Consider the following 26,579-nt stretch of genomic DNA (forward strand, 5'->3'; position numbering starts at 1 on the left):
TTAGATTAACCTCTCACCGTTTCCTAATGTTAACGTGATACCTGTAGTAGTTATTTGGTTATTAATAAAAGAGTTTATAGTATTAACAATGTCTTGTGGTAAAAGTAGTTGACGGGTGGGGATGTTTTTTTCAATGTCACGTAAAGTAATACCTTTTTTATCACAATATTCTTTCAACATATGTGTTTTTATATAACCGGGGCTAAGGCATAAAGTTCGTATGTTAAATCTTGCAAACTCTAATGCTATATTAGACATATATCGCTCCATAGCTATTTTTGTTGCTCCATAAACACTATTACCAATATTTATCTTGTGAGCGGCTACGGAACTAATATAAATAAATTTTGTTTCTGATTCTTTGTATAATTTCATGTTTTTAGCAATGACATTAAAAATAAATGTAGCAGAAATAAAATTTATCCAGGTGATATTTTTTATAGTATCTGGATCTAAATCATCACATAGTTTAGCTGGGTTAATCCCCGCACAATAAATTGTTACATTAATTTTTTCGCTCTCAATAAGTTGACAGAATTCAATGACTCGTTCTTCGTTCATTAAATTAAGTTGTACTGGTTTTACGCGAGCACCATATTTTTCTTCTATATTTTTTACTTTTTCATCTCCTTTCCACCAAGTAAATGTAATATCATAATCTTGCTTAATTAGATCATTAATTATCGCCTCTCCTATTTCTGAAGTACCAGCCAAAATTAGTGCCGAACGTTTATTTGTTAATTTCAAGTCACTATCAACAATAAATTTCATAATAAAATTCCATCAAAATAGAATAGTCATTTACTTTATCGTAACGTTATTTCCTATAATCAGTTACATTTTTCCTTACCAATCACATTGGTTGATTTTTATATTATTATTTTTATGTTATCATTTTTATAAGTAATTACTTTAATTGGTTCTGTCGCATTAGCGGAACATGAGGTAAGTTCCGCTAATGCGACAGAACCACAAAATGCGACCTCTACAATTATTATTTAAATTTTCACTTCTATCGGTACGTAACAGCAGATGCTGCAAGAGCCGAATGAAATAAGCCCCGATAAAAATATCGGGGCTTATTAGCTTTAGCGCTTATTCGCAACTTTAACAGATTAGTACACTACCATAGCTTTTTGCGTACGCGTAAGCTTTTTGTGCTCTCGTATTTCATCATCCATTTCTAACTTAATATCGAGCATAGCCAAACATCCCTGCACAAAACTTTCTCCCTTTTGTAACCGGGAACGCACTTCAATATCCGAGACTTCAATTAAACGCGCTATGGACCGTTTGGAAAGCCCTAACGCGTAGTACATAAATAAAACTTCAATTTCTTCAGACTTATCTACCGTTTGTAGCTTTGCAATACAAGCATCAATGATCAAGCCATCGTTATCACAACAGGAAGGACGCAATGGACGAGTTGACGCAATCAGACCTTTAAATCCAGCAGCGATTGATGGCCAATTGACACCCGTGGCATCATCAACCCAGCCGCCCCAACGCTCTAAAACTTGTTGAATATTACGCATACATTTTGACCTTTTAACTTTTAGTAACAAATAGTAGTAAAAATTATTTTCGGAACGGTCTCATGCATCCATGCATTCGGTATTATAACAAATTTCTTATTCTCTATTTCTGTGTTTCTTTGTTGCTTAACTACATCGTTTAAATACATTTTCTTACTGAATTTATTAAATGAAAATACTAAAAAACCCCTATTCCGATCAGGCTTAACTTCAGAGGTAACCTCATAATATCGTTGTTAATCCAGATAGCTACAAGGTGTTTTTCTTCCTCATCTAAATATTTCTTATTTAACTTTATAAGCTTATCTTAATCCTCTAATATACCTTCTTTGGAAACATTCAAAACCTAAAACAACACGAATTCTCTTTATTGTTTCTTGAAAATCTTCAAACAACATACCAACTCCTCTTATTATAAGATAAGAAAACACATTAAATAAAAAATAGCACAGATTTCTTATCTCATAGATATTAAAGTGTAAAAAATATTCTGGATCGGCTTTAAAATCGGTCGTGAAATGTGGGTTTCTACACCGAAAATCAAGGATACAGAAATCATACTGTTGGTAGGGTAATAAACGATAAACCAGCGTAAATACGGGATTTAACCAACAGTGTTTAAAGTATTTTAACCAGATTAAATAAAGCATTTAAAGCATAAATAGGACTCATGTTGCCAACGACAAATTACCAATTATCAGGTAAATATCTATGCGAAAAGTTTTAATGCTGTCAAATATACCCTTCTTTGACCAACGAGTTTTTTAATTCATACTATTCAATAGACAGTTTGTAGAAAATATTTTGCTACTCTAAAGTTACTTTTATCTAATCCGTTTTTACAATATCAATACCTTTCGCTATTTCTGTCATGCCTCATCTCTTTTTTCCCGACGCTCATCAGACTAATAGATAAATACACGCCATAGCAAACATTTTCTTACGCGTGAAAGACTGACATCACAAACACTAATATTTTTCTCTGTTAGCTTTGACAAGCATAAATAAACTTGTATCACCTGAAAGTTTGTATTTATTTTATTTATGTTTTAGCTGTTTCAAGCTGATAAACTATTAATTTTTGCAGGTACCCATTTTAACAAGAAATTATAACGGAAAACGGCAGATTTTTCTGGATATATAAACAGTATTGCTGTGCGACAAGCATGAAAAAAGCCGCCATCTTCTAAAAAGATGGCGGCCTTTCATTTGATTTGGTGCCGGCTACCGGAGTCGAACTGGTGACCTACTGATTACAAGTCAGTTGCTCTACCAACTGAGCTAAGCCGGCGCATTTCAGGGGTAACCCCCTGAAAGCGAGCGCAGTATATGACAATCGGATGCAAACAATCAAGTATAAATAATAAATTATGTAAAAACACGGCCAAAACCCTACATTAGTGACCTATTCAACGACATACAACTATCTCAAGGCACTCTGATGTAAGGCTACTACCGCATATTCTCGGCATCAACAAGCACGTCACTTCTGACAAATCAGAAATAACAAAGAAATGCTTTATTACAATTTATCACCTATTAGAAGATAGCCGCTGATCATAAAGCAGCCTTATTGTCTGACCGCAATGGAAGATAGGACATTCAAAGTCCCCAAATTATATGAAGGTTTGTTAGCATGTTAAAAAGCAAATACTCAAAAAAGGCAACAAGACAAGTTTTCAAAAAGTGGATAGGCAACCATTCCAGTATTCAATTAGGCTTCTTTTTAACACGCCAAAAGCGAGCTATAGCAGATTTTCTATTCTTAATCAAACAACAATCTTTCTACTCATATTTAATTTATTACCATCTGGAAATAGTTGACTGCTATAAATGCAATATGATACTTAAATTAGACGCAAATCAAAAAAACTAAATCAGGTATGCGCTAGGATTAGGTATAAATCAGACTATTTCTAAACATTACTATAACTCAAAATTACTAATTATGAGGTAAATTATGCCGGGCAAAAATAACTTAATTGCACATCAAGTTTTTTTTACCTTCAAGGATGGAATAAACTGGGATAGTGAAAAGGCTATATTAGCAGAGAAAGTGACTTTAAATCATATAAATGAGATAAGTGAAATAAAAGGATGGTTTTGTGGTCGCAGTACAGTAGATAGAAAGCAATCGGTTGATTTTAGTTTAGTTGGTTACTTTGAAAGTTATGAAGACCTGAATATATATATAAATCATCCGGATCATGTAAAAGGCGTGGTGCTATGGAAAGAAATCAGTACATGGGCCGTTTCAGATATTATTATCGACAAAAACAAGTTAATTAATTTTGCTCAGTTAATAGGAAAGTAGTATGGAGTTTGACGAAAGTCTGCATAAAAGCGTAGTCGTTATTGCTGATAGCCTGCCACTTGGTTTGGCAATGAATGCCTTAAGTGTCATTAGTGTTTCAATCGGTAAAACTATTAATGGAATCGTCGGGCACGATGTTTTTAGTAAAGACAGCATTTGTTATCCCGGTGTTGTTAAAACACCTCTGCCTATTTTGAAAGCAAGCCATGATGTCCTGGATGCTATTCATCATAAATTAAAATCTGACGATAATTTTAAGTTGAGCCCTTTTTCTTGTTTGGCTCAATCATGCAGAACATATGAGGAATATGAAGGTAAATTATCCGCTGAACATTCTGATGAATTGAAGTTATCTGGAATTGGCATAGTTGGACCAAAGAAAGATATCAATAAACTCACTGGCAACTTACCACTTTACAGGTAACACATTATGTATTCTATTTTTAGAAGCGATCTTCATGAATCAGGGCTGAAATACCTAGCTGAATTAAAGCAATATATGTCTGGCGAGATAGATATCTCTGCACTGGAAAAAATACAACATAAAAAATTGAAAGAAATCATCCATTATGCAAAAGATGGATCATCTTTCTATAATGAGCGTCTGAATGCAATAAATTCGAATGATGATAACAACCTATCTTCACTCATTGAAAAACTTCCCTTTACAACAAAGTCAGATTTAAGTAAAGCAGGAAACACAATATCTTCTGACAGCCTGAATAACGCCTGGATATATTATGAAACAACAGGTACAACCGGGCCTTCAACACCTTGTCCCCGTAATGAAATAGATTCTTTAGTGAATAATAGTTTTCTGACACTGCAATATGAGTCTATTTTCAATCAGGAAGGTAAACAACATATTATTGGCGTCATGGGGCCAACAGAATTGCACTCCACCGGCGATACATTTGAAGATGTATTTCGCAGTTTAGGACATACCGTCATCAAAATGTGGCCTCGTTCGCCGGTTGTCGGTATGCACAGAGTGCTAAGGCTGATACAAGATCTCAAAATAACCGCTTTAGTTTGTACCCCTGCGGTCGCTGCTGAGTTGCTAAAATATTGCCGGGACAATGGATGTAATCCACAGAAATTAGGTATCGAAATCATTTTAGTACTTGGCGAACTTATTACACCAAACCGATTAAGAAACTTATCCCGCAACTGGGGAGCTAAAATTTACAACTGCATGTATGCATCACAAGAAACCTCAATTTTGGCGGCTTGCAATGATACTAATAAGCTTATTACTATTCCATTCAATAATTACTATGAACTGATTTGTCCTTTTACTCATCAAAAATTAAATGTTGGTGATAACCACGTTGCCGGCGAATTAGTGATTACACACTTATATAAAGGGAATAAGCCACTGATTCGCTACAGAACAGGCGATATGGTTCGATGCAAAGCAATCGGCTTAGATCGCTGGGAAATAGAGCCTATCGGTAGAGTAAAAGATGTATTAGTGTTGAACAATACCAATGTGTACGCTTTTGATATTGAAAACGCAGTATTTGAAGAGCTTGAATATTGTTTTGAATATTTTATTGAAATCAACAATATATCCGGTACAGATGAACTGAAAATAACGTTAGAGCCAAGTGATGAATTAAATGATGCTTTACTCATTAATAAAATAAAGGAAAAAATGGAATCCAAGTTCAATATGAAGGTCAATGTGCATGTAGGCGATGTCGGCGGGCTGATTGGCACGGCGGCGATGGTCAGCTGGAAAGCCGCACGGATCCATGACCTGAGAGATGATAACAACAATATTGAGCGAAATTCAGCTTTAGAAATCATGAAAAAGAGGGCAGCTAAATGACAACCAATATCGTTAGTCCGGTTCATAAAGATTGGATCGTATTTATGGACGGAGAATATATCAACTTTAGCAGCGCAACCTTTCTCGCAAGTACCCAGGCTTTAAATTACGGCACCGGTATTTTCGAAGGGATACGGGCTTATTGGGATCAGGATAACAACCAACTCAATTTATTTAGAGTACATGAGCACTATGAACGGTTAATTCAATCGGCAAAAACACTGAAAATTGAATTACCTTACACCAGTCATGAATTGACCGATATTACCAAAAATATCATTATTAAAAACGGATTTAAACAAGACATTTATATAAGACCATTGGCGCTTAAAAAATCATTAATGCCTGGTGAAAAATTTGGCGTTAAGCTAAGTGGTGTAGATTCAACCCTCTGTATTAATATGTTGCCTATGGGCGCTTACGCTAAAAAAACAGCTTCCAAGTGTCTTATTTCAAAATGGCGGCGTGTATCAAATGCAGCCATTCCCTCTTCTGCTAAAATTACCGGCACCTATGTTAATTCTGCACTTGCTTACGAAGATGCCAAAGAACATGGATTTGATGATGCGATTATGCTGAATGAACAAGGCATGTGTGCAGAAGCAAGTACCTCAAACGTTTTTATTGTTAAAGATAATTGTATTATCACACCATCGCTTGACTCTGGCATTCTTAATGGAATAACCAGACAATCTGTTTTCGATATTTGTAAATTCCACAATATTCCCTGTATTGAGTCAGAAGTTCAACAAAAGGATCTCTATGAAGCAGATGCCTGTTTCTTAACAGGTACCGGCATTGAAATATCAATTGTTTCGCAAATAGATGATATATCATATATTCAAAAAGAAGATTCCATAGCCAATATTATCGCTAAAGATTATCAAAAAATAGTGAGAGGCAGAATCGGTGAGTTTTCACATTGGTTAAGTCCGGTTTATTAGTGTAAATCCAGGAGACACCATGGAGTGTGTTTTTTTTAGTTTCGACAAAGAGATATTTGATGTTTTAAATATAGCGACTTTAGGCCCGTCAGGTACAAGTAGTGAGCAATCGGCTATCCGTTTTGGTGAGTTTGCAATTGAAAACAAAGTAGCCAAAAGTTACCAGGTTGTTCTATGTAATACTTACGAAGAAGCCAGCAATCAGATTATTTTAAAAGACTGCCAGGCATTGGTAGTAGCCAATGCTTATTACAACATTAGTGAGTTTTACATGGACAATAGATTTAATTTGTCAGCCGCATTTTTAAATTACACACCAAACTATGGTATAGCTATTCGTGACGAATTAACTAAAGATAACATAGTCATTGCAACCCATCCGGCACCAAAGGCATTAATCCCAGAATTGCTGCCCGATAGCCTAAAAATAGCGGATATCATTTTTAAAGATTCAACAAGTTCGGCCGCTAAAGCGGTCGCCAATTTAGAGGTAGATGCCGCACTAACGACGGAAGTGGCAGCAAAATTACACAAACTAAAGTTTATTTCTCATATTCGACCAATTAAAATGCTTTGGTCAGTATTTACATCTGCATAAGAGCCAATATCGCTCTGAAATATGCAACTATATATACCCTATAGATTTCAAGATGCATCGAGACGGCAAGGGAGCGAATCCCCGGGAGCATAGCGAACTATGTGACCGGGGTGAGCGAGTGCAGACAACGAAGAGGCAACTTGAAAGATAACGGGTATAGATCTATTTAAAATTTCGATATACAGAGGTTATTATGTCTTTACTTACTTTACACTCAATTACTACCACACCTGAAAAGAGCAAGAGATTACTTCAGAGTTCCATTGATGATTTTGGCTGGGTACCTAACCAAAGTGGTTATATGTCGGAATCTCCTTCATTATTAGCCTCTTATCAACGCGCACATGACTTATTTATTGATAGCTCACTGAATGAAGAAGAAAAAGCGGTAGTGTGGATCACCACTGGAATAGAAAATGGTTGTGACTATACCGTTCAGGCACATGCTTTTATTGCCGTTCATAATGGTGTAGATAAAAAAACAGTTAAAGCATTAATTGAAAAAACAGATGATCTCTCCCCACGATTACTAGCGCTGCGTGAATTCACTGTAGACGTTATTTACTGCCGGGGACAATTGAAAAGAAGTGCCATTGATTTGTTCTTAAGCCGTGGTTTCAGTAAACAGAATATGCTGGATGTCGTGTTAGGTGTTTCTCAAAAGAATATGTCTACCATTCTCAATAGCATTGCCGGAACTGAAATTGATGATAATTTCAAGTTGGGCGACCTTTAATTGATCACTGATATTGAAAGGCATCAATATGCTTTATGTCGATAAAGAAGCCGTTGCACGTTATTTGACGATGGAGCTTAGTCTTAAACTAAGCGAAATAGCCTTTAAATTGCAATCGGAAAGAAAAGTAGAGCAACCTTTACGCAATATCGTAAAAGGCGAAGACGGCAGCTTAATGGGCACCATGCCAATTTATATAAAGGAAGGGCCATATCAAGGATTTGGGTTAAAGTCAGTGGTAGTAAGATTTCAAAGTAATGGTAGTAAACCTTCACACGTTGGTAGTGTGCTGGTTTACGACGAGCCAGGTGTTTCAGGTATGGCTGTAGTGGATGCTGGCGCTATTACCGAAATTCGCACCGCGGCCGCTTCTGCTTATGCAACCCATCTTCTCGCTGCAAAAGACGCCAGCCGGTTGGCGATACTTGGCACTGGTCTACAGGCAAGAGCACATTTGCAAGCTATGCTATATATACGTCCGATTAAGGAAATCACCTTATGGGGTCGCAGTGAAGAAAGATGTCGTGAGTTTGCCATATGGTGTGATAAAACTCTCAACCTTGCTATTTCGATCAAAGCCTCACCGGCTGAGGCGGTGCTCAATAGTGACATTATTTGCACAACCACAGCATCACGAAACCCTATAATCAGTAGAAAAGAGTTGCCGGCTAAATGCCATATCAATGCTATTGGCGCTTCGGCATTGAGCTTCCAGGAATTAAACGAAGATGTGTATAGCAATACCACCCTATTTACTGATTCCAACGAATCGGTATTGGCCGCCTCGCAATCTGTCATTAAAGCACGGGAGAAAGGCATTCTTAGCGAGTCAGCCATTGGGATAGAAATTGGTACCGTTTCTCAATCTCATCCCAGTTTGTTCGAACAAGGTGTGACTATATTCCAATCTGTTGGTTTGGCAGTTCAGGATATGGTATTTTCCCGGGAAGTCATTCGACAACTAATAAAAATGTCTTAACTGTTTTAGATAAAAATGTGCCAAAGTTAAGCCAATCCATGTTAGAAAAATGTTGTTGTCGTTCTATACTAAAATCCTTACTTGTCACTTGCGTATGCAAGTGACATTTCTATGTTTAATTATTTCGATGGGTTATCTTTGAGAGGGAATATATGCTAGAAGTGTCACAAATACTCACTTATACAGCAGCACTTGCTGTTGCAGCCGCGATACCTGGCCCTGGTATGGCTGCCGTGGTTGCCAGAAGCGTGAATGGTGGCGCGTTAACGGCATTTAGTATGTTGTTTGGTCTGGTTATTGGCGATCTAACTTATCTGTCTTTTGCTATATTTGGTTTGTCCATTATTGCGAGCCACTTTGACACTTTATTTGCTATTGTGAAATGGGGCGCTGCATTATATTTGAGTTATTTGGCATGGCAATTCTGGTTTGCAGATCATCAGCCGATTGGTGAAGGCCAACCCACTAATAAGAAAGCACTGGCTGCGGCATGGTTATCTGGTCTAACCATAACATTAGGCAACCCTAAAACCATTGCCTTCTATCTTGCACTGTTACCTTTGGTCATTAACATGGAATCTATCTCGTTGCAAATCTGGGGATTCATGTTAGTGCCATTGACTATTTTTGTCTTACTCGCCGTGGGAGCGGTATTTATTTTCGGTGCCCTCAGTATTCGGCATCTGTTATCAAGCCAACGTGCACAACAGCTTATGTATAGAGGCGCATCGGTTATTATGTTAGGTGCTGCGGTCGCTATGCTGATTCAAAACGTTTGATTTCTTACTCTTTCCACGGTCTATTTCCACGGTTTTATTGAATAAGAATCTGTCCCAGCAGACGTTATTGTTGCAAATCATCATCTGAGTAACACACCACAATAAAAAAACCCCATGCACGTATGCATGGGGTGAGTATTTGGCGGAAGGATAGAGATTCGAACTCTAGGATGGTTTCCCATCGGCGGTTTTCAAGACCGCTGCCTTCGACCGCTCGGCCATCCTTCCATGGCGCAGGATTATGCTCTATAGCATGATAATATGTCTAGTCTTTATCGCAAAAATTCTGTGATTTCTTTACTGTTTGCTCAATCCTCGATCGACAATATCATTCCCTGCCCCGATCCTGCTAGAATTAACATAAATACATCGGATCATCAGATTCATCAACTTAACGAGCTCGCTAGCACAGCCAAGCAATTATTAAGGCTTTTACTCAACGAATGTATAACAAACAATCTTCTATTAATTCATCAACCATAAACCGTTACTATGGCCTGTTCATTGTTCTGCTTTTTGTTTCCCTGTTTTTATACAGCTATAACTACTTCAACGCTTGGCTGATGGGAAAAAAGTATGCACTGAATAGCGTTTCAACCAAAATAGTATTACAGATAGAAGATTATCGTTACCACGCTAATGCTATCTTTGAACAAGCCAATATCTCATCTTTTAAACCACAGGAACCCGTTTCGCTAATGAAGCTACGGCCTGATGTTTACTGGCTTGAGAGTCGTTATCAAACTGTCGATACCATTATTTTTGGTCACCATAGCCCTGCAAGTGCAGAGTTGGCGCAACGCCTTTCCAATTATATGGAGATTTTGTGGGGCGCCCGCAATGAATACAACTCGATGTACTATCTGAATGGCAAAGATAACAGTCTGTTTCTGATAACAACTTATTCTATTCTTAAACCAGAATTAAGATTCAAAGAAAGTTATCTCACACTGACCGCCGAATCGAAACGTTCAGAAATGCTGATGCAATCCACAGCGTTAGATGAACGGGAAAATATTTCATCAATCCGCAAACTCAGTAGCGAAAATATCTATTTCTATACTTACCGGGCAACGTTTAATTCACCCGGACAACTGGCAACCGTTATCGCTTTTGATCTGCCTATCTGTCATCTTCTTCCTATGGATATGTCGGCAAAAAACTTCATCTTATTGTCTGACGACACACAAAATCCCCATGAAACTAATAAAGTGAATATCTCACAGAATGGATTCTGGCTGGAATTTTCTCAACCGCTCAAGGGTACGCAATACAAACTACTGTATCGGATATCACTCAAAGATTTACTGCTCGATTTATTATACAGAAATATCTGGTTGTTACTGGCTGATTCAATTTTTATTATCCTGTCTTTAGGGGGGCTTATTTACATTCGCAGAAAATATATTACCCCAAATGTACTTATGAATCATGAGCTGCAAATTAAGGATGCGTTAAGCCACGAGATTATCTCCAATATCCCAATTGGCTTACTGATTTATGATTTCTCAATAAATCAGATAATTATGAGTAATAACATTGCCGATCATCTGTTGCCTAATATCGACTTAAACAAAATTAAGATGATGGCAAAACAGCATCATGGCGTCATTCAGACATCCATTGACGATGCAGTCTATGAAATTAAGGTGTACAGCATCCACCCGTTACCTGAAACTTATCTGTTTTTACTGCAAGATAAAGACCAGGAAGCATTAATTAACCGACGCCTACAACTTGCCCACCTGGAACACGATAAAAGCGTACAAGCCCGGCGTTTTATGCTGACTAATATTCGTTCTGAATTAAAACAACCAATAAAGGAATTAAATAATATCGCTTGCCAACTTAAGCAAATGCTCATAGCAGAAAATAGTGATCGTATCGTCGACAATTTATTAGCTAAATCCACAGATATATCCGATTGGATCGAGAATATCTCATTACTCAATGAATTAGAATCAGGTGACTGGCAAGCAAAAAATGAGCAATTTTCATTATCATCCACATTAGAAGATATTCTTAAAGAAGTATTTCCAAAGATGAATAATAAGGGATTAAATTATTATTATCATTGTAATATTAATCCTGAATCACTATTGATCGGCGATGGCTTCATCATCCGTAAAATCGTCCTGATGTTGGTTAATTATGCAATCACGATCACATCTTATGGAAAAATATCACTTATAGTTAATTATTCTCAGGAATACAAAGATCACATCCAGATCGAAGTAATGGATACCGGTTCCGGGCTTAATGCAAAAGAATTGACCAATTTGAATTACCCATTTTTAATCAAAACAACCGGCGATAAATATCAATCCAATTCAGGAATGACCTTTTATCTATGTAATCAATTGTGTAAAAAATTAAATGGTCATTTTACGATAAATAGCAAACCCAGCCTTGGAACACATTACACTATCAGTCTGCCCTTGATAATCGACCAAGACCAATGCCCGCAGCTACTGGAAGACATTACCGCTTTACTGGATATCAGCAATACTGAAATCTGTCAGATTACACAAAATCACCTGAATCATTATGGCGCGGCTTACTTTGATAAAAAGAAAGAAAATATGCGCAGAGAATACGATATCATATTGACAGATAAGCCGTATAACTCAACGAAATCGACTATATTATTGGCTGATGATTTGGCTGGCTTTGAGCAGATAAAACCTGACTATATTCGGTGTAATTACAATCTAAGCGAAGCTGTTATCAATGCCATTTCGTTATTAATTGAGAGAAGCTTCAGTTTTAACGAATTGGATGTCGATTCAGAAATGTCAGTATTTACCGATAAAAACCCTGATTACGATTTTGACAATGTTATAAATAGTTATCAAAAACAGTTGTCTAATAGCGATTACCGACAATTATTTATCGAGACAGTACCGATAGATATTAATAAACTGTATACTGATATAGAGCAATATGATTTGGTATCACTTTCGCAAACAGCACACCGCCTGAAAGGCGTCTTTGCTATGTTAGACCTGGAATTCCTCAAACTTTCTTGCGAAACACTGGAACAACGCATAACAGACAGTCACAAAATAGAAATTAAAAATAGCATTAGCCACATTGACGCCATCGTCAAAAGGCTATTGCAGCAGGGTAACTAAATAAGATGAATAACCTTAATGTCATTATTGCTGATGACCATCCAATTGTTCTGTTTGGCATCCGCAAATCACTTGAACGGCTTGACTGGATCAACGTTGTAGCCGAGTCCGAAGACTCTACTACATTGATCAACAATCTGTCCTGTATTAAAGCAAACGTACTGATCACTGATTTATCCATGCCTGGTGACACCTATGGTGATGGGATCAATTTGATTAAATACATCAAACGGCATTATCCCAGGTTATCAATCATTGTTCTGACTATGAACAATAATCCAGCAATTTTAAGTGCTGTACTTGAACTTGATATTGAAGGAATAGTCTTAAAACAAGGAGCACCAACAGATTTACCTGATGTACTGACCGCCCTGAAACAAGGGGAAAAATTTATACCGGAGAGCGTTGCCGAACTGTTGAAAAAAGTGACGAAAACCCCCTACGGCGACAAACCAATATCACAAAAAGAGAGCGAGGTCATACGCCTGTTTGCCCAAGGCCTTCTGGTAACAGACATTGCCAAAAAACTCAATCGCAGTGTCAAAACAATCAGCAGCCAGAAAAAATCAGCAATGGTAAAGCTGGGGGTCAATAACGATATTGCACTACTCAATTATCTTGCTTCTGTCGCTGTCAATACAGATGATCATATTCAGTAAATACGGTCCGTTATTTTAAAATGAAAGTCATTCTGATGCCCGGCAGCTACTTGTACCGGGCATTATTTCAGGTGCCAATATTCCTGACCTCACTCAATATTTGTCTAAGCGTAATCAGAGAAACAGGCTTAGACAAACAGTCATTCATTCCTGCATCAATACAGCGTTGCTTTTCTTCTGCAAGTGCATTTGCCGTAATACCAATAATCGGCAGCGCATACTCTGCATTGCGTAAATGCGTTGTCAATGCATAACCATCCATATTAGGCATATTGACATCCGTCAGAATGATATCAACACGCCCTTTCTGCAAATACTCCAGCGCATCTAATCCATCATTCGCCATCGCTGTCTGAAAACCAATAGATTTCAACTGGTCAGTCAATAAATGGCGGTTGATAGGATGATCATCCACCACCAAAACCATAATAGTATTAAACGGGGTAATCGTATTAAACGGGGTATTTGCCGGTAAAACAGGCAATACGGTATTCAACACCTCGTTATTACCCGGTGAAATCAGCTTCTCAATCAGTATGGGTAAATCATGCAAATGGTAAGTATTATGTAGCCAATAACTTTTTCTGATTTGTTCCGGCGAGCCAATATAGTCCGTCGATAACTCAATACAAGCATATACGGAGGAAGTCACGGCATCAGGGAAATCACTGATAATAATTTCACTGCCATCAGTGTTCTGACCACTATATAAAACAATGTGTAAACCATGATGAATCAGAAAACGCTGTAAAAAATCCTCAAGATAAAGATTACGTATAGCCAAAATAACTTTTTGCTGATGCTCATTTGTTAGCTGAATTTTTGGCTTATATTTCGCGTTGTATAAAGGCAAGCGGATAGAGAACATACTGCCTATCTGTGGCTGTGAAATCACTTCAATATCACCATCCATCAGGTTGATCAATTTTTCACAAATTGCCAGGCCAAGACCGGTTCCCTGAGATGAGCTTTCCATATTTGGCATTATTTGAAAAAACGGATCAAACAACTGAGTCAGCGCTTTATCAGAAATACCGACTCCCGTGTCCTTTATTCTGACGTACAAGTAATCGCTATCCACTGTCATATGAATAATCACACACCCAGTATCAGTGAATTTAATCGCATTATTTAACAAGTTAGAGATGACCTGCTGCAATCTAACAGGATCATTGCGGATATAATCCGGTACATCCGGTTCGATATAGCAATATAAAGTCAACGGCTTTTTCACAACTAACGGCAGATAGTTAGAAATAACATGAGAGATAACTTCCTGACAGGAAAATTCTCTGGATTCAATTTTGAGCTGTTTAGATTCAATCTTTGAGAAATCGAGAATATCACTGATAATTTTCAGCAACAGAGCCGAAGAGTTACTCATTGTTGATAACAAACGAACAGATTCAGCCGGCAATGAATGAGCCTGTAACAACTCCAGATTGCCAATAATACCGTAAAGAGGCGTTCTCAATTCATGGCTGACCGTGGCCAAAAACATCGATTTAGAGTAGTTAGCCTGTTCCGATGCCAATGCCATTTCCTGTAATGATTTTTCCATCCGTACACGGACACTAATATCAACCAATACACAAATTGCCACCTCTTCATTTCTGTAGCGGGAATGGACAAAACTGATTTGCAAATGATGATGATTACTGGTTACCACATCAACATAACTGCTGGTTCTGTCACAAATAATATGAATAATACGTTCCCGGTCTTCATGAGTCAGCATTCTCAAATAATTATGCGCCAACTCATTACTCAGAATATTACTGCCATCACTTACCCGCAATATACTGATCCCAACCGGGGCTGACGCGACAATTTTATGATTAAACTGTTCATGCTCCTCCAGACGAATGGCATTTTCTTCAGCCGGAACAAACATCTTGCGCTCAAACAGATACACCAAAGTAATAATGACAAAAGCAGATAGTACATTAAGCACAATACTGCTAATAATCTGTAGTTTAAAACCCTCGAAAATGTTTTTCAGTGGAAGCGCGTAAATGATACTGAATGAAGATGGCATTAGCCGACGTTTTAACAATAAATCAGTAAAATTATCATCATAGCCAAAATAAGGTGCTTCCAGCTGATAATCGGCATAATGAAGTTTGTACTCGTCATTTGCCGGATAGTGCAAAACCGGTTGATTACTGCGATTTAATAAGGTTATTGAAATCGGACGGTCTTGTCTTTGAATAAAAGTATCTAATCTGATGAACTGTTCAATACCTATCATTGCAACCATCTGACCATTGACATATACCGGTGCCAACACATAGAGATGGCCGCTATCAGATCTTGCTCCAGGCGTAACCCAATAAACATTTCGTTCTTTACCCTGATCTTTCAAGCTAATCAGTCTGCGTGAGTTCTCATAGACTATTTTTTTCAGCGTATCAAGTTCAGTCGTGGTATTACGAATAGAAAAATTCACCATACACATACTTTTCGTTCCCACCAGGAAAACCTGATTCAAACCCTGAGGAGCGGCAAGATTATCTTTCCAGTAAAAGATCAGGTTATTCAACGAATTTAAATAACTATGGGTATTTTTGCGAAAGGTATGGCAATCAGCGCTTTGATTCAAAGGATGATAAGAAAACGCCGGGTTATTATGTGGAACATCGAGAATAGCAATTTTTTCATTAGAATTGAGCAAATGCTTTTCTGTCATATATTGAATATCCCGCAAAACACTGGCTGTATGACGCACATAAGAGAGTGTGGAATCATAATTAGCATTGTATTCTTGCCGGATATCAGACTTTACTTCATTAAAAATGTTAACCAGGTAAAAAGCCGTTAATAAGGCGCCCAATGCCCACAACATAAAACCAAGCACCCGAAAAAGATAACGGGATATTTTCAGCGATGTACGAAAAGAAGAAAGATATCTCAAAAGGCTACCTGATAACAACGAACATCATTCAATGTAATGAATGACAGGATATACCAGAGTTCAAGGATCACAAAGAATCACCTGTTGCATATTTCGATATTAATCAAAATCTTTTTTTAAAAAAAACAGGTACCAAAGTACCTGTTTCTTCATTGAGTGAAAAAATGTCTTCACTTAAACCGGGTCAATTGACTCGCTGTTGCCAGCATCAGATGAATGGGTATTATCGTTTTCCAATTCCTCCCCTTCTTCCGCCAGCCCATCGTCATCATCTTCAGGTTCAGCAACCCGTTGCAAGCCGACAACTTTCTCATCCTCAGCGGTACGAATCAGTGTTACACCCTGAGTATTCCGGCCAACAACGCTGACCTCAGATACCCTGGTACGTACCAATGTACCAGCATCGGTAATCATCATAATCTGATCAGTGGGATCAACCTGAATTGCGCCGACCACATTACCATTACGCTCGCTGACTTTAATTGAGATAACCCCCTGAGTTGCACGGGATTTGATTGGATACTCGTTTTCAGCGGTACGTTTACCGTAACCATTTTCAGTGACAGTCAGAATCTCCCCTTCTCCACGCGGGATAATCAGGGAAACAACTTTGTCTTCACCGCTCAGTTTGATACCACGTACACCAGTAGCTGTACGCCCCATTGAACGAACAGCGCCCTCTTCAAAGCGGACAACTTTACCCTCAGCGGAGAACAACATAACTTCGTTACTGCCGTTAGTCAGGTCAACGCCGATCAGCTCATCACCTTCATTGAGATTAACCGCAAGAATACCGGCACTGCGCGGACGGCTGAAATCTTGTAATGCCGTTTTCTTCACTGTCCCACTGGCCGTAGCCATAAAGACATACAGCCCTTCTTCATATTCACGCACCGGCAGAATCGCAGTAATTCGCTCATCTTGCTCCAGCGGCAAAAGGTTCACAATCGGACGACCGCGAGCACCACGGCTGGCCTCAGGTAATTGATAAACCTTCATCCAGTACAGGCGGCCACGGCTGGAGAAGCAAAGGATCGTATCGTGAGTATTCGCCACCAGCAGCCTGTCAATGAAATCTTCTTCTTTGATACGTGCTGCGGATTTCCCTTTACCACCACGGCGTTGCGCTTCATAGTCAGACAATGGCTGATATTTGACATACCCCTGATGTGACAATGTGACAACAACATCTTCCTGATTAATCAGATCTTCGATATTGATATCAGCGGTGTTCTCCGTGATTTCAGTACGGCGGGCGTCATTATATTGCGCTTTAATTGCCAACAGCTCTTCACGGATCACCTCCATCAGGCGCTCCGGGTTTTCCAGAATGAACATCAGTTCGCCGATTAATGTCAGCAATTCACGGTATTCATCCAGCAATTTTTCATGCTCAAGGCCAGTCAGTTTCTGCAAACGCAGATCCAGAATTGCCTGTGCCTGTTGCTCGGTCAGATAATATTTACCCTCATGCACGCCATATTGGGGCTCCAACCATTCAGGACGGGCGGCATCATCACCGGCACGCTCCAGCATAGAAGCAACATTGCCTAACTCCCACGGTTGAGCAATTAATGCGGCTTTTGCCTCGGCCGGTGCCGGAGCACGGCGAATCAGTTCGATAATTGGATCGATATTCGCCAGCGCCACCGCCAATGCTTCAAGAATATGGGCACGATCACGGGCTTTACGTAATTCAAAGACCGTGCGACGAGTGACCACTTCGCGGCGATGGCTGACAAACGCAGAAAGAATATCTTTCAGATTCAACAGCTTTGGTTGCCCCTGATGCAGAGCCACCATATTGATACCAAAAGAAACCTGAAGCTGAGTCAAGGAATAGAGGTTATTCAGAACCACTTCCCCCACAGCATCACGTTTCACTTCGATCACAATACGCATGCCGTCTTTATCAGATTCGTCACGAAGAGCACTAATCCCTTCGATGCGTTTCTCTTTCACCAGTTCGGCAATTTTTTCAATCAGGCGGGCTTTGTTGACCTGATAAGGAATTTCGTGAACCAGGATAGTTTCACGGCCATTTTTCTCATCAACTTCAATTTCAGCACGGGCACGGATATAAATTTTACCGCGGCCAGTCCGGTAAGCCTCCTGAATACCCCGACGACCATTAATGATCGCAGCAGTCGGGAAATCCGGGCCAGGAATATACTGCATCAGCCCTTCAATGCTGATGTTTTCATCTTCAATATAAGCCAGACAACCATCAATAACTTCGGATAAGTTATGAGGAGGAATGTTAGTCGCCATACCCACTGCGATACCCGAAGAACCGTTGATCAGCAGATTAGGTACTTTGGTCGGCATAACTTCCGGGATCTGCTCTGTACCATCATAGTTCGGCACAAAATCGACAGTCTCTTTTTCCAGATCCGCCAGCAGCTCATGGGCAATTTTCGACATACGCACTTCGGTGTAACGCATCGCCGCGGCTGAGTCACCATCGACTGACCCAAAGTTACCCTGACCATCGACCAACATATAGCGCAGGGAAAACGGCTGCGCCATACGAACAATCGTGTCGTAGACCGCGCTGTCCCCATGTGGGTGGTATTTACCGATGACGTCGCCGACAACACGGGCAGACTTCTTGTAGGGTTTATTCCAATCATTTCCCAGTACACTCATTGCGAAAAGTACGCGACGGTGTACCGGCTTCAGTCCATCTCGAACATCTGGTAGTGCGCGCCCGACAATAACAGACATCGCATAATCCAGATACGAGCTTTTCAGCTCTTCTTCGATATTGACCGGTGTGATTTCTCTGGCAATGTCGCTCATGAAGCCCACTATCCCTCATAATTCCGGATTCAAAGGTTTAGAACTATACCACAAATCAACAGTTTTATAAAAATCAGATACGGGTATTTAAAAATTAAGCCATGTATACTATGACTAAAACGGAGTAAATCCACCTGTAAAGCAAGTTTAAGGAGCGACAACCGCTGATGAACGTTAACACCCCCTCCACAACAAGCAATGTTGACCAACAGGAAATCGAGAAATTTGAAGCGGTTGCTTCCCGCTGGTGGGATTTGGACGGTGAATTTCAGCCACTGCATCGGATTAATCCACTGCGCCTGAATTATATTTTGCAGCGTTCCGCAGGCATTTTCGGTAAGAAAATCTTGGACGTGGGTTGTGGCGGCGGCATTTTGTCGGAAAGCATGGCCCGTGAAGGTGCAGACGTGACCGGGCTCGATATGGGTACTGAACCGCTTCAGGTAGCCAGACTGCACGCCCTTGAAACAGGCATCCCTGTGACTTATGTACAGGAGACCGTAGAAAGCCACGCAGAAAAATATCCACAGGCTTATGATATCGTCACCTGTATGGAAATGCTGGAGCATGTACCGGACCCACAGTCGGTTGCCCGTGCCTGTGCGCAGTTAGTCAAACCCGGTGGGCACGTCTTTTTCTCTACCATTAACCGCAACAAAAAAGCCTGGCTCATGGCGGTAATCGGTGCGGAATATATTTTGAAAATGGTGCCAAAGGGAACCCATGATGCGAAGAAATTTATCCGCCCATCAGAATTAATCGGCTGGATTGACAGAACGCCACTGCAAGAACAGCACATTATCGGCCTGCATTATAATCCGCTAACGGATAAATTTAACCTCGGTCACAATGTGGACGTTAATTATATGTTACACACCCAGTATGTCTGACATATTCATCTGATAGATTAATAAAACGGCAAATAAACCCTATTTTCAGGAATTTTTTTACTCATTTTTGCCGGTGTTCCTGTCAAGGTAACCGCTAGTAATGATGCAGGCTTCCGGCTTTTTAATAAATTTAGTCCTCAAGTTATCCACAAAAATCCGTGTTTTTGTACACTTGATAAAAGCTGTTTTTAACATTATCTTGTTGTCATTATTTAGTGTACCCCCTACATATTGTGTTCCTTAACATTCCATTACCACTACTCTCTCGTTGGTTTCTTCACCACTGAGGGGGTTATGTTTTGGTCTGAGTAAAGACACAAAGCAGGTGGGAGCAAGTCTGAAAGTAAATGTAATGTAAGGTATGCCTGTCCATGAACCATAGTCTGCTAGTAACAAAGCGTGATGGCCACAAAGAACGAATTGACCTTGAGAAAATCCACCGGGTTATTAACTGGGCAGCCGACGGTCTGAAAAATGTCTCGGTATCACAAGTAGAACTGCGTTCCCAAATCCAATTTTACGACAGTATCAAAACCTCAGATATTCACGAGACGATGATCAAAGCTGCTGCGGACCTTATCTCCGGTGATGCGCCAGACTATCAGTATCTGGCAGCCCGCCTGGCAATTTTCAACCTGCGTAAAAAAGCCTACGGTCAATTTGAGCCACCAGCCCTGTATGATCACGTATCCCGTATGGTGGAAATGGGCAAATATGACAAACACTTGCTGGCAGACTACTCGAAAGAAGAATTCGAGCAAATGAACGAGTTTATTGACCACTGGCGTGATATGAATTTCTCTTACGCCGCAGTCAAACAGCTCGAAGGTAAATATCTGGTTCAAAATCGTGTTACCGGTGAAATTTATGAGAGCGCCCAGTTCCTTTATATTCTGGTAGCCGCCTGCCTGTTCTCCGGTTATCCGAAAGAAACCCGTCTGGGCTATATTCGTCGTTTTTACGACGCGGCTTCCACGTTTAAAATTTCCCTGCCGACTCCCATCATGGCAGGTGTCCGCACCCCTACCCGTCAATTCAGCTCCTGCGTGCTGATTGAGTGTGACGACAGCCTGGATTCGATTAATGCCACCTCCAGCGCCATTGTGAAATATGTTTCCCAACGCGCAGGTATTGGCATCAACGCGGGCCGTATTCGTGCATTGGGCAGCCCAATTCGTAACGGTGAAGCCTTCCACACCGGCTGTATTCCGTTCTACAAACATTTTCAGACAGCGGTAAAATCCTGTTCGCAGGGAGGTGTTCGTGGCGGTGCCGCGACGCTGTTCTATCCACTGTGGCATCTGGAAGTTGAAAGCCTGCTGGTGCTGAAAAACAACCGTGGCGTTGAAGGCAATCGTGTCCGTCATATGGACTACGGCGTACAGCTCAACAAATTAATGTATGAGCGCCTGATCAAAGGTGAAGATATTACCCTGTTCAGCCCATCTGACGTCCCTGGATTATATAATGCATTCTTTGCTGACCAGGATGAATTTGAGCGCCTGTATACTCAATATGAGCAGGACAGCAATATCCGTCAGCAACGCCTGAAAGCGGTTGATCTCTTCTCTCTGATGATGCAGGAACGTGCTTCCACCGGACGTATCTACATTCAGAACGTAGACCACTGCAACACTCACAGCCCATTTGATCCATCAGTCGCCCCTGTGCGCCAGTCAAATTTGTGTCTGGAAATTGCACTGCCAACCAAGCCATTGAATGATATCAATGATAAAAACGGCGAAATCGCGCTGTGTACGCTGTCCGCATTCAACCTGGGCGCAATTGAAAATCTTGATGAGCTGGAAGAACTGGCAACTCTGGCTGTCCGTGCGCTTGACGCCCTGCTTGATTATCAGGACTACCCGATCATTGCCGCAAAACAAGGGGCAATGGGTCGCCGTACTTTAGGTATTGGTGTCATCAACTACGCTTATTATCTGGCAAAACATGGTGCGCGTTATTCAGATGGCAGCGCTAACAACCTGACGCACAAAACATTTGAAGCTATTCAGTATTACCTGTTGAAAGCCTCTAATGAGCTGGCGAAAGAGCAAGGCGCTTGCCCGTGGTTTAACGAAACCACCTATTCTGAAGGTATCCTGCCTATTGATACCTACAAAAAAACGCTGGATACATTGGTCAATGAGCCACTGCACTATGATTGGGAAACGTTGCGCCGTGATATCAAACAACATGGTCTGCGTAATTCAACATTATCCTCTTTGATGCCGTCAGAGACATCTTCACAGATCTCTAACGCCACCAACGGCATTGAACCGCCTCGTGGTTACATCAGCATCAAAGCATCAAAAGATGGCATTTTGCGTCAGGTTGTACCGGAATATGAACGTCTGAAAGGCGCTTATGAACTGCTGTGGCAAATGCCGGGTAATGATGGCTACTTGCAGTTGGTTGGTATCATGCAGAAATTTATCGATCAGTCGATCTCTGCCAATACCAACTATGATCCGACACGTTTCCCTAGTGGAAAAGTGCCGATGAATCAACTGCTGAAAGATTTGCTGCTCGCCTACAAATATGGTGTGAAGACACTGTATTACCACAATACACGTGATGGTGCGGAAGACGTTCAGGGTGACCTGGAAGAAGTCGTGGAATCGGCTGATTCCGATTGTGAAGGCGGCGCGTGTAAGATTTAATTTGAGGAAGTTATGGCCTATACCACCTTTTCGCAGGTAAAAAACGATCAGTTACAGGAACCGATGTTCTTTGGTCAGCCGGTAAACGTAGCCCGTTATGACCAGCAAAAGTACCCGATTTTTGAGAAACTGATCGAAAAACAGCTCTCCTTCTTCTGGCGTCCGGAAGAAGTTGACGTGTCCCGCGACCGTATTGACTACAATGCGTTGCCGGATCATGAAAAGCATATTTTCATTAGTAACCTGAAATACCAAACGCTGTTGGACTCTATTCAGGGTCGCAGCCCGAACGTGGCGTTTCTGCCCTTGATCTCCATTCCTGAGCTGGAGACCTGGGTTGAAACCTGGTCTTTTTCCGAGACGATTCACTCACGTTCTTATACGCACATCATCCGTAATATCGTTAACGATCCGGCGGTTGTGTTTGATGATATTGTCACTAATGAAGAAATTCTGAAACGTGCGAAAGATATTTCCGCTTACTACGATGATCTGATTGAGATGACCAACAACTACCAGTTGTTTGGTGAAGGAACGCATCAGGTTGCGGGTAAAACCATTACTACCAGTCTGCGTGAACTAAAAAAGCAGTTGTATCTATGCCTGATGAGCGTTAACGCACTGGAAGCGATCCGCTTCTACGTCAGCTTTGCCTGTTCATTTGCTTTTGCCGAACGCGAACTGATGGAAGGTAACGCTAAAATCATCAAACTGATTGCCCGTGACGAAGCACTGCATCTGACAGGCACTCAGCACATGCTGAATCTGTTGCGCTCTGGTCAGGATGACCCGGAAATGGCTGAAATCGCCAAAGAGTGTGAACAACAGTGTTACGACCTGTTTGTTCAGGCGGCGGAGCAAGAAAAAGAGTGGGCGGATTACCTGTTCAAAGAAGGTTCTATGATCGGTTTGAATAGAGATATTCTGTGTCAGTATGTTGAATACATCACCAATATCCGTATGCAGGCTGTTGGGCTAAAACTGCCATTTGAAACACGTTCTAACCCAATTCCGTGGATTAACTCTTGGCTGGTGTCCGATAACGTTCAAGTCGCGCCACAGGAAGTTGAAGTCAGTTCCTATCTGGTTGGTCAGATTGATGCTGAAGTTAACCCAGAAGACCTAAGTGACTTTGAACTCTGATGACAAGCTATAAAATAACCCTGCATGGTATGCAGGGTTATCATATTCACAGCTCTCCTGAGCTACATAACAGTCTGCTGGAAGCGCTGGAACAAGGTAAAGTACAGGCTGAATACCAGTGCCGTGAAGGTTATTGCGGCTCCTGCCGTGTCAGATTGGTAAAAGGCAAAGTCGGTTATCGGCGTAAACCACTGGCTTTTGTCAATGAAGGTGAAATTCTGCCCTGCTGCTGTCATCCACTCAGTGATATTGAGATTGAGCTTTAATCATTAAGATTGGTCTTCATGGTGGGCAGATAATAATGATTATTTGCTCATTATTACACGCACCAAGAATGTAAACCCAAAGTAATAACAACTATGTTATTAGCCCTTCCAAGGGTTAATAACAGTAAGCCCGGCAGCTTCAAAGGGTGATGTGTCGCGGGTTGCAACAATCAGCCCATTCGCCGCTGCGATAGCCGCAATATACCCGTCAGCCTTCCCGATGGCTTTCCCCTCGCTCTTCGCTCGCGCCATGATCTCGGCATAAGCTTCCGAAGCGGCCGCATCGAACGGCAAGATGCGACCGGTAAACAAGGGAACAACACTCCGCTCTAGGTTTCTATGCAGAGTATCTTTGCGCTTACCATTGGGCAGCACTGCGACCCCAAAGCGAAGCTCAGCCAAGCTGATCGCGGCCAGGTAAAGCGTCTCGACATTCTGTTCATCTATCCAGGCAACCACAGCGGAGTGACCACTGAGCCGCAGCGGCTCGGAAACCACGTTCGTATCTAGCAGTATCATTCAAAACTCATCGGCTCGGCAGGTGTCTTATCACGCTCAATCTCAAGATCGACGCCCCCCGCCTCGCGGCCGATTTTTGCCAGCAAGGAACCCAGCTTGATACGCCCAGCAGGTTGTACGGCGTTTTCCAGAATAAACCGGATTTCGGCCTCAGCACTACGACCGTGTGTGGCTGCACGTACCCGCAAGGCGCGATGCACTTCGTCCGGTACATTTCTGACAGTAATAGATGGCATAAATTCATTTCCTCATTTAGCATGCATTGCAAGCAATATATATTATTGCAATCATACCTGCAAGCATATGGGATAGAAAGAGAGTTAATTACATTCAATCAAAGTCCATTAACCATTAACAAAGAGTTGAAAAGAAATCAGCAAAAAAAATATTATTCGAATAACAGAGAGTTAAGCGTTTTCTTGCCATTATTTTACGAAGCAAATCATAAAAAACAATGCAATAAAAAAATGGATAAAACGGTTAATGTGGTAGGGTTTAAGCCCTGAAAAAACTTGATTATCGGAAAAGACATATAAGGAGTATCTTTATATCATCAAGCTATTTACTGACTGATTTATCCCATTCATCTTTCAAATTGCTACTTTGTTAGTTGCTTTCACTTGCCACCATGCTGCAATTTGAAATCTAATTGGGAATAGATGTGAACCCACATGTCACTTTGGTATAATAGATTATAAGAAATACGATGAAGATTATATTAACTCACTTGATTCAGAAGTAAGAAACATGTTATATAATCATATATTAGAGTAAAAAATGTGATAAACCAGATTTAAACTATAATCTTCATCAATATTTTATTAATAAAAAATTCGACATAAGCATATTGGGAAAATAAAAGTGAAAAAAACAATAAAATGGGGCATTATTGGTTGTGGTGATGTTACTGAAGTAAAAAGTGGGCCCGCTTTTTATAAATTGGATAATTCTGAATTAGTTGCGGTAATGAGGCGCAATGCTAACTTAGCAGAGGACTTTGCCAGGAGGCACAATGTCCCTAAATGGTACTCCGACGCAAATTCACTGATTAATGATAAAGACATTGATGCCGTATATATTGCAACCCCACCCTCTACACATAAAGAATATACTATTTTGGCCGCTAAAGCGGGCAAGGCGATATATGTAGAAAAGCCTATGGCATTAACATTCGAAGAATGTAATGAAATGATATCGACTTGTAAATCGCAAAATGTCCCATTATTTGTTGCTTATTACAGGAGAGCATTACCAAGATTTTTAAAAATCAAAGAATTAATTGAATCAGGCGCGATAGGAATACCCAGAATAGTAAATTGTATACTTTATAGAGAGATAGAGCCCTGCTATCAAGATCCTCATCATTTACCTTGGGTTGTTAAGCCAGAAATCTCCGGTGGTGGATTATTTGTTGATTTAGCGTGTCATACTCTTGATATATTAGATTTTCTTTTAGGAAAAATTATTTCTGTCAAAGGACATGTAAATTCACAGGGGAATGCTTATCCAGCAGAAGATTGCGTATCAATGTCATTTATGTTTGAAAACAATATTCAAGGTGTAGGTATATGGAATTTTGTATCGAATTCCAGACATGATAATGTTGAAATAATTGGTGACAAAGGAAAAATATCTTTTTCCACCTTTGGAAATTCAGCCATTTCATATTATGACCAGAATAACAAATTACACCAATTTAATATTGACAATCCAGAACATATAGAAATGCCATTGATTAGTACGATAATTAATGAATTACAAGGCAAAGGCTTTTGCCCTTCAACCGGAGAATCAGGCTCACGAACCAGTTGGGTAATAGACCAAGTATTAAAAGATTATAGAATGAATAATTATTTATAAGGAATTTGTT

The 26,579-nt window shown here is 40.4% G+C and carries 21 protein-coding genes and 2 tRNA genes; 15 read left to right on the forward strand and 8 right to left on the reverse strand.

The window, feature by feature from the left end:
• From ACGF63_RS08660 to ACGF63_RS08670, 3 genes are all read right to left on the reverse strand, one after another.
• On the reverse strand, window positions 1–771 hold the full coding sequence (locus tag ACGF63_RS08660; protein ID WP_387630157.1) for an SDR family oxidoreductase: 771 nt from the start codon (window positions 769–771) through the stop codon (window positions 1–3).
• 344 nt (window positions 772–1,115) lie between these two features.
• Window positions 1,116–1,535 (reverse strand): antiterminator Q family protein, encoded by a 420-nt coding sequence (locus tag ACGF63_RS08665; protein ID WP_387630160.1) that lies wholly within the window; start codon window positions 1,533–1,535, stop codon window positions 1,116–1,118.
• Between the two features lie 1,215 nt (window positions 1,536–2,750).
• Window positions 2,751–2,826, reverse strand: a tRNA-Thr gene (locus ACGF63_RS08670).
• A 669-nt stretch (window positions 2,827–3,495) separates the two neighbouring features.
• On the opposite strand from ACGF63_RS08670, the gene ACGF63_RS08675 reads away from it, so the two are divergent.
• From ACGF63_RS08675 to ACGF63_RS08710, 8 genes are all read left to right on the forward strand, one after another.
• Entirely contained in the window at window positions 3,496–3,849 is a 354-nt protein-coding gene (locus ACGF63_RS08675) for a Dabb family protein (RefSeq protein WP_387630163.1), read from the forward strand.
• 1 nt (window position 3,850) lies between these two features.
• On the forward strand, window positions 3,851–4,273 hold the full coding sequence (locus ACGF63_RS08680; RefSeq protein WP_021325278.1) for a DUF2000 domain-containing protein: 423 nt from the start codon (window positions 3,851–3,853) through the stop codon (window positions 4,271–4,273).
• Window positions 4,274–4,279: 6 nt separating this feature from the next.
• Complete coding sequence (locus tag ACGF63_RS08685; protein WP_387630166.1) at window positions 4,280–5,683, forward strand: phenylacetate--CoA ligase family protein; 1,404 nt, start codon at window positions 4,280–4,282, stop codon at window positions 5,681–5,683.
• Complete coding sequence (locus ACGF63_RS08690; protein ID WP_387630169.1) at window positions 5,680–6,627, forward strand: branched-chain amino acid transaminase; 948 nt, start codon at window positions 5,680–5,682, stop codon at window positions 6,625–6,627. Before ACGF63_RS08685 ends, ACGF63_RS08690 begins: the two co-directional genes overlap by 4 nt.
• 19 nt (window positions 6,628–6,646) lie before the next feature.
• Window positions 6,647–7,225: a prephenate decarboxylase gene (locus tag ACGF63_RS08695; RefSeq protein WP_387630172.1), complete on the forward strand. Its 579-nt coding sequence runs from the start codon at window positions 6,647–6,649 to the stop codon at window positions 7,223–7,225.
• Window positions 7,226–7,418: 193 nt separating this feature from the next.
• Entirely contained in the window at window positions 7,419–7,961 is a 543-nt protein-coding gene (locus tag ACGF63_RS08700; RefSeq protein ID WP_387630175.1) for a carboxymuconolactone decarboxylase family protein, read from the forward strand.
• Between the two features lie 28 nt (window positions 7,962–7,989).
• Window positions 7,990–8,940 carry an ornithine cyclodeaminase family protein gene (locus ACGF63_RS08705; protein WP_387630177.1) on the forward strand — a complete coding sequence of 317 codons (951 nt, stop codon included), beginning with the start codon at window positions 7,990–7,992 and terminating at the stop codon, window positions 8,938–8,940.
• Between the two features lie 152 nt (window positions 8,941–9,092).
• Window positions 9,093–9,719, forward strand: coding sequence for a LysE family translocator (locus tag ACGF63_RS08710; protein WP_036848188.1), 627 nt, complete (start codon window positions 9,093–9,095; stop codon window positions 9,717–9,719).
• A 140-nt stretch (window positions 9,720–9,859) separates the two neighbouring features.
• On the opposite strand, the gene ACGF63_RS08715 is transcribed toward ACGF63_RS08710, so the two are convergent.
• Window positions 9,860–9,947, reverse strand: a tRNA-Ser gene (locus ACGF63_RS08715).
• A gap of 215 nt (window positions 9,948–10,162) precedes the next feature.
• Here ACGF63_RS08715 and rcsD point away from each other — a divergent pair.
• Window positions 10,163–12,853, forward strand: coding sequence for a phosphotransferase RcsD (gene rcsD / locus ACGF63_RS08720; RefSeq protein WP_387630180.1), 2,691 nt, complete (start codon window positions 10,163–10,165; stop codon window positions 12,851–12,853).
• Between the two features lie 5 nt (window positions 12,854–12,858).
• Complete coding sequence (gene rcsB, locus ACGF63_RS08725; protein WP_036848192.1) at window positions 12,859–13,512, forward strand: response regulator transcription factor RcsB; 654 nt, start codon at window positions 12,859–12,861, stop codon at window positions 13,510–13,512.
• Window positions 13,513–13,579: 67 nt separating this feature from the next.
• Here rcsB and rcsC read toward each other — a convergent pair whose 3' ends face one another.
• Entirely contained in the window at window positions 13,580–16,426 is a 2,847-nt protein-coding gene (gene rcsC / locus ACGF63_RS08730) for a two-component system sensor histidine kinase RcsC (RefSeq protein ID WP_071992991.1), read from the reverse strand.
• Between the two features lie 174 nt (window positions 16,427–16,600).
• Window positions 16,601–19,228, reverse strand: coding sequence for a DNA topoisomerase (ATP-hydrolyzing) subunit A (gene gyrA / locus ACGF63_RS08735; protein ID WP_387630185.1), 2,628 nt, complete (start codon window positions 19,226–19,228; stop codon window positions 16,601–16,603).
• 167 nt (window positions 19,229–19,395) lie between these two features.
• Here gyrA and ubiG point away from each other — a divergent pair, with 167 nt between their 5' ends.
• The 4 genes from ubiG to yfaE all read left to right on the forward strand — a co-directional run bounded on the left by ubiG (window position 19,396) and on the right by yfaE (window position 24,190).
• Complete coding sequence (gene ubiG, locus ACGF63_RS08740) at window positions 19,396–20,118, forward strand: bifunctional 2-polyprenyl-6-hydroxyphenol methylase/3-demethylubiquinol 3-O-methyltransferase UbiG (protein ID WP_387630187.1); 723 nt, start codon at window positions 19,396–19,398, stop codon at window positions 20,116–20,118.
• Between the two features lie 371 nt (window positions 20,119–20,489).
• Window positions 20,490–22,781, forward strand: coding sequence for a class 1a ribonucleoside-diphosphate reductase subunit alpha (nrdA, locus tag ACGF63_RS08745; protein ID WP_036848199.1), 2,292 nt, complete (start codon window positions 20,490–20,492; stop codon window positions 22,779–22,781).
• A gap of 12 nt (window positions 22,782–22,793) precedes the next feature.
• A complete protein-coding gene (gene nrdB / locus ACGF63_RS08750) occupies window positions 22,794–23,924 on the forward strand; it encodes a class Ia ribonucleoside-diphosphate reductase subunit beta (RefSeq protein ID WP_036848200.1) in 1,131 nt (376 codons plus the stop codon).
• The gene (gene yfaE, locus ACGF63_RS08755) at window positions 23,924–24,190 is read left to right on the forward strand and encodes a class I ribonucleotide reductase maintenance protein YfaE (protein ID WP_036848202.1); all 267 of its coding nucleotides are present in this window, start codon (window positions 23,924–23,926) and stop codon (window positions 24,188–24,190) included. The genes nrdB and yfaE overlap by 1 nt, the downstream gene beginning before the upstream one ends.
• A gap of 99 nt (window positions 24,191–24,289) precedes the next feature.
• Here the strand turns inward: yfaE and ACGF63_RS08760 are convergent, their stop codons facing one another.
• Window positions 24,290–24,709 carry a type II toxin-antitoxin system VapC family toxin gene (locus ACGF63_RS08760; protein WP_036848204.1) on the reverse strand — a complete coding sequence of 140 codons (420 nt, stop codon included), beginning with the start codon at window positions 24,707–24,709 and terminating at the stop codon, window positions 24,290–24,292.
• On the reverse strand, window positions 24,706–24,945 hold the full coding sequence (locus ACGF63_RS08765; RefSeq protein WP_036848206.1) for an Arc family DNA-binding protein: 240 nt from the start codon (window positions 24,943–24,945) through the stop codon (window positions 24,706–24,708). Before ACGF63_RS08765 ends, ACGF63_RS08760 begins: the two co-directional genes overlap by 4 nt.
• Before the next feature lie 625 nt (window positions 24,946–25,570).
• Between ACGF63_RS08765 and ACGF63_RS08770 the strand changes: the two genes are divergently transcribed.
• Window positions 25,571–26,569 carry a Gfo/Idh/MocA family protein gene (locus tag ACGF63_RS08770; protein ID WP_036848208.1) on the forward strand — a complete coding sequence of 333 codons (999 nt, stop codon included), beginning with the start codon at window positions 25,571–25,573 and terminating at the stop codon, window positions 26,567–26,569.
• Window positions 26,570–26,579: the final 10 nt, after the last annotated feature.

This window comes from Photorhabdus sp. RM322S, from assembly GCF_042879395.1.
Taxonomy (GTDB): Bacteria; Pseudomonadota; Gammaproteobacteria; order Enterobacterales; family Enterobacteriaceae; genus Photorhabdus; species Photorhabdus khanii.

What these genes read in the sequence shown, in the direction of transcription:
- ACGF63_RS08700 (WP_387630175.1), top strand. Translation starts at nt 7,419, where the DNA reads ATGTCTTTACTTACTTTACACTCAATTACTACCACACCTGAAAAGAGC.
- ACGF63_RS08665 (WP_387630160.1), bottom strand. Translation starts at nt 1,535, where the DNA reads ATGCGTAATATTCAACAAGTTTTAGAGCGTTGGGGCGGCTGGGTTGAT.
- ubiG (WP_387630187.1), top strand. Translation starts at nt 19,396, where the DNA reads ATGAACGTTAACACCCCCTCCACAACAAGCAATGTTGACCAACAGGAA.
- ACGF63_RS08685 (WP_387630166.1), top strand. Translation starts at nt 4,280, where the DNA reads ATGTATTCTATTTTTAGAAGCGATCTTCATGAATCAGGGCTGAAATAC.
- ACGF63_RS08690 (WP_387630169.1), top strand. Translation starts at nt 5,680, where the DNA reads ATGACAACCAATATCGTTAGTCCGGTTCATAAAGATTGGATCGTATTT.
- ACGF63_RS08765 (WP_036848206.1), bottom strand. Translation starts at nt 24,945, where the DNA reads ATGCCATCTATTACTGTCAGAAATGTACCGGACGAAGTGCATCGCGCC.
- ACGF63_RS08680 (WP_021325278.1), top strand. Translation starts at nt 3,851, where the DNA reads ATGGAGTTTGACGAAAGTCTGCATAAAAGCGTAGTCGTTATTGCTGAT.
- rcsB (WP_036848192.1), top strand. Translation starts at nt 12,859, where the DNA reads ATGAATAACCTTAATGTCATTATTGCTGATGACCATCCAATTGTTCTG.
- yfaE (WP_036848202.1), top strand. Translation starts at nt 23,924, where the DNA reads ATGACAAGCTATAAAATAACCCTGCATGGTATGCAGGGTTATCATATT.
- ACGF63_RS08660 (WP_387630157.1), bottom strand. Translation starts at nt 771, where the DNA reads ATGAAATTTATTGTTGATAGTGACTTGAAATTAACAAATAAACGTTCG.
- rcsD (WP_387630180.1), top strand. Translation starts at nt 10,163, where the DNA reads ATGTATAACAAACAATCTTCTATTAATTCATCAACCATAAACCGTTAC.
- ACGF63_RS08695 (WP_387630172.1), top strand. Translation starts at nt 6,647, where the DNA reads ATGGAGTGTGTTTTTTTTAGTTTCGACAAAGAGATATTTGATGTTTTA.
- nrdA (WP_036848199.1), top strand. Translation starts at nt 20,490, where the DNA reads ATGAACCATAGTCTGCTAGTAACAAAGCGTGATGGCCACAAAGAACGA.
- ACGF63_RS08710 (WP_036848188.1), top strand. Translation starts at nt 9,093, where the DNA reads ATGCTAGAAGTGTCACAAATACTCACTTATACAGCAGCACTTGCTGTT.
- ACGF63_RS08675 (WP_387630163.1), top strand. Translation starts at nt 3,496, where the DNA reads ATGCCGGGCAAAAATAACTTAATTGCACATCAAGTTTTTTTTACCTTC.
- ACGF63_RS08705 (WP_387630177.1), top strand. Translation starts at nt 7,990, where the DNA reads ATGCTTTATGTCGATAAAGAAGCCGTTGCACGTTATTTGACGATGGAG.
- ACGF63_RS08760 (WP_036848204.1), bottom strand. Translation starts at nt 24,709, where the DNA reads ATGATACTGCTAGATACGAACGTGGTTTCCGAGCCGCTGCGGCTCAGT.
- gyrA (WP_387630185.1), bottom strand. Translation starts at nt 19,228, where the DNA reads ATGAGCGACATTGCCAGAGAAATCACACCGGTCAATATCGAAGAAGAG.
- nrdB (WP_036848200.1), top strand. Translation starts at nt 22,794, where the DNA reads ATGGCCTATACCACCTTTTCGCAGGTAAAAAACGATCAGTTACAGGAA.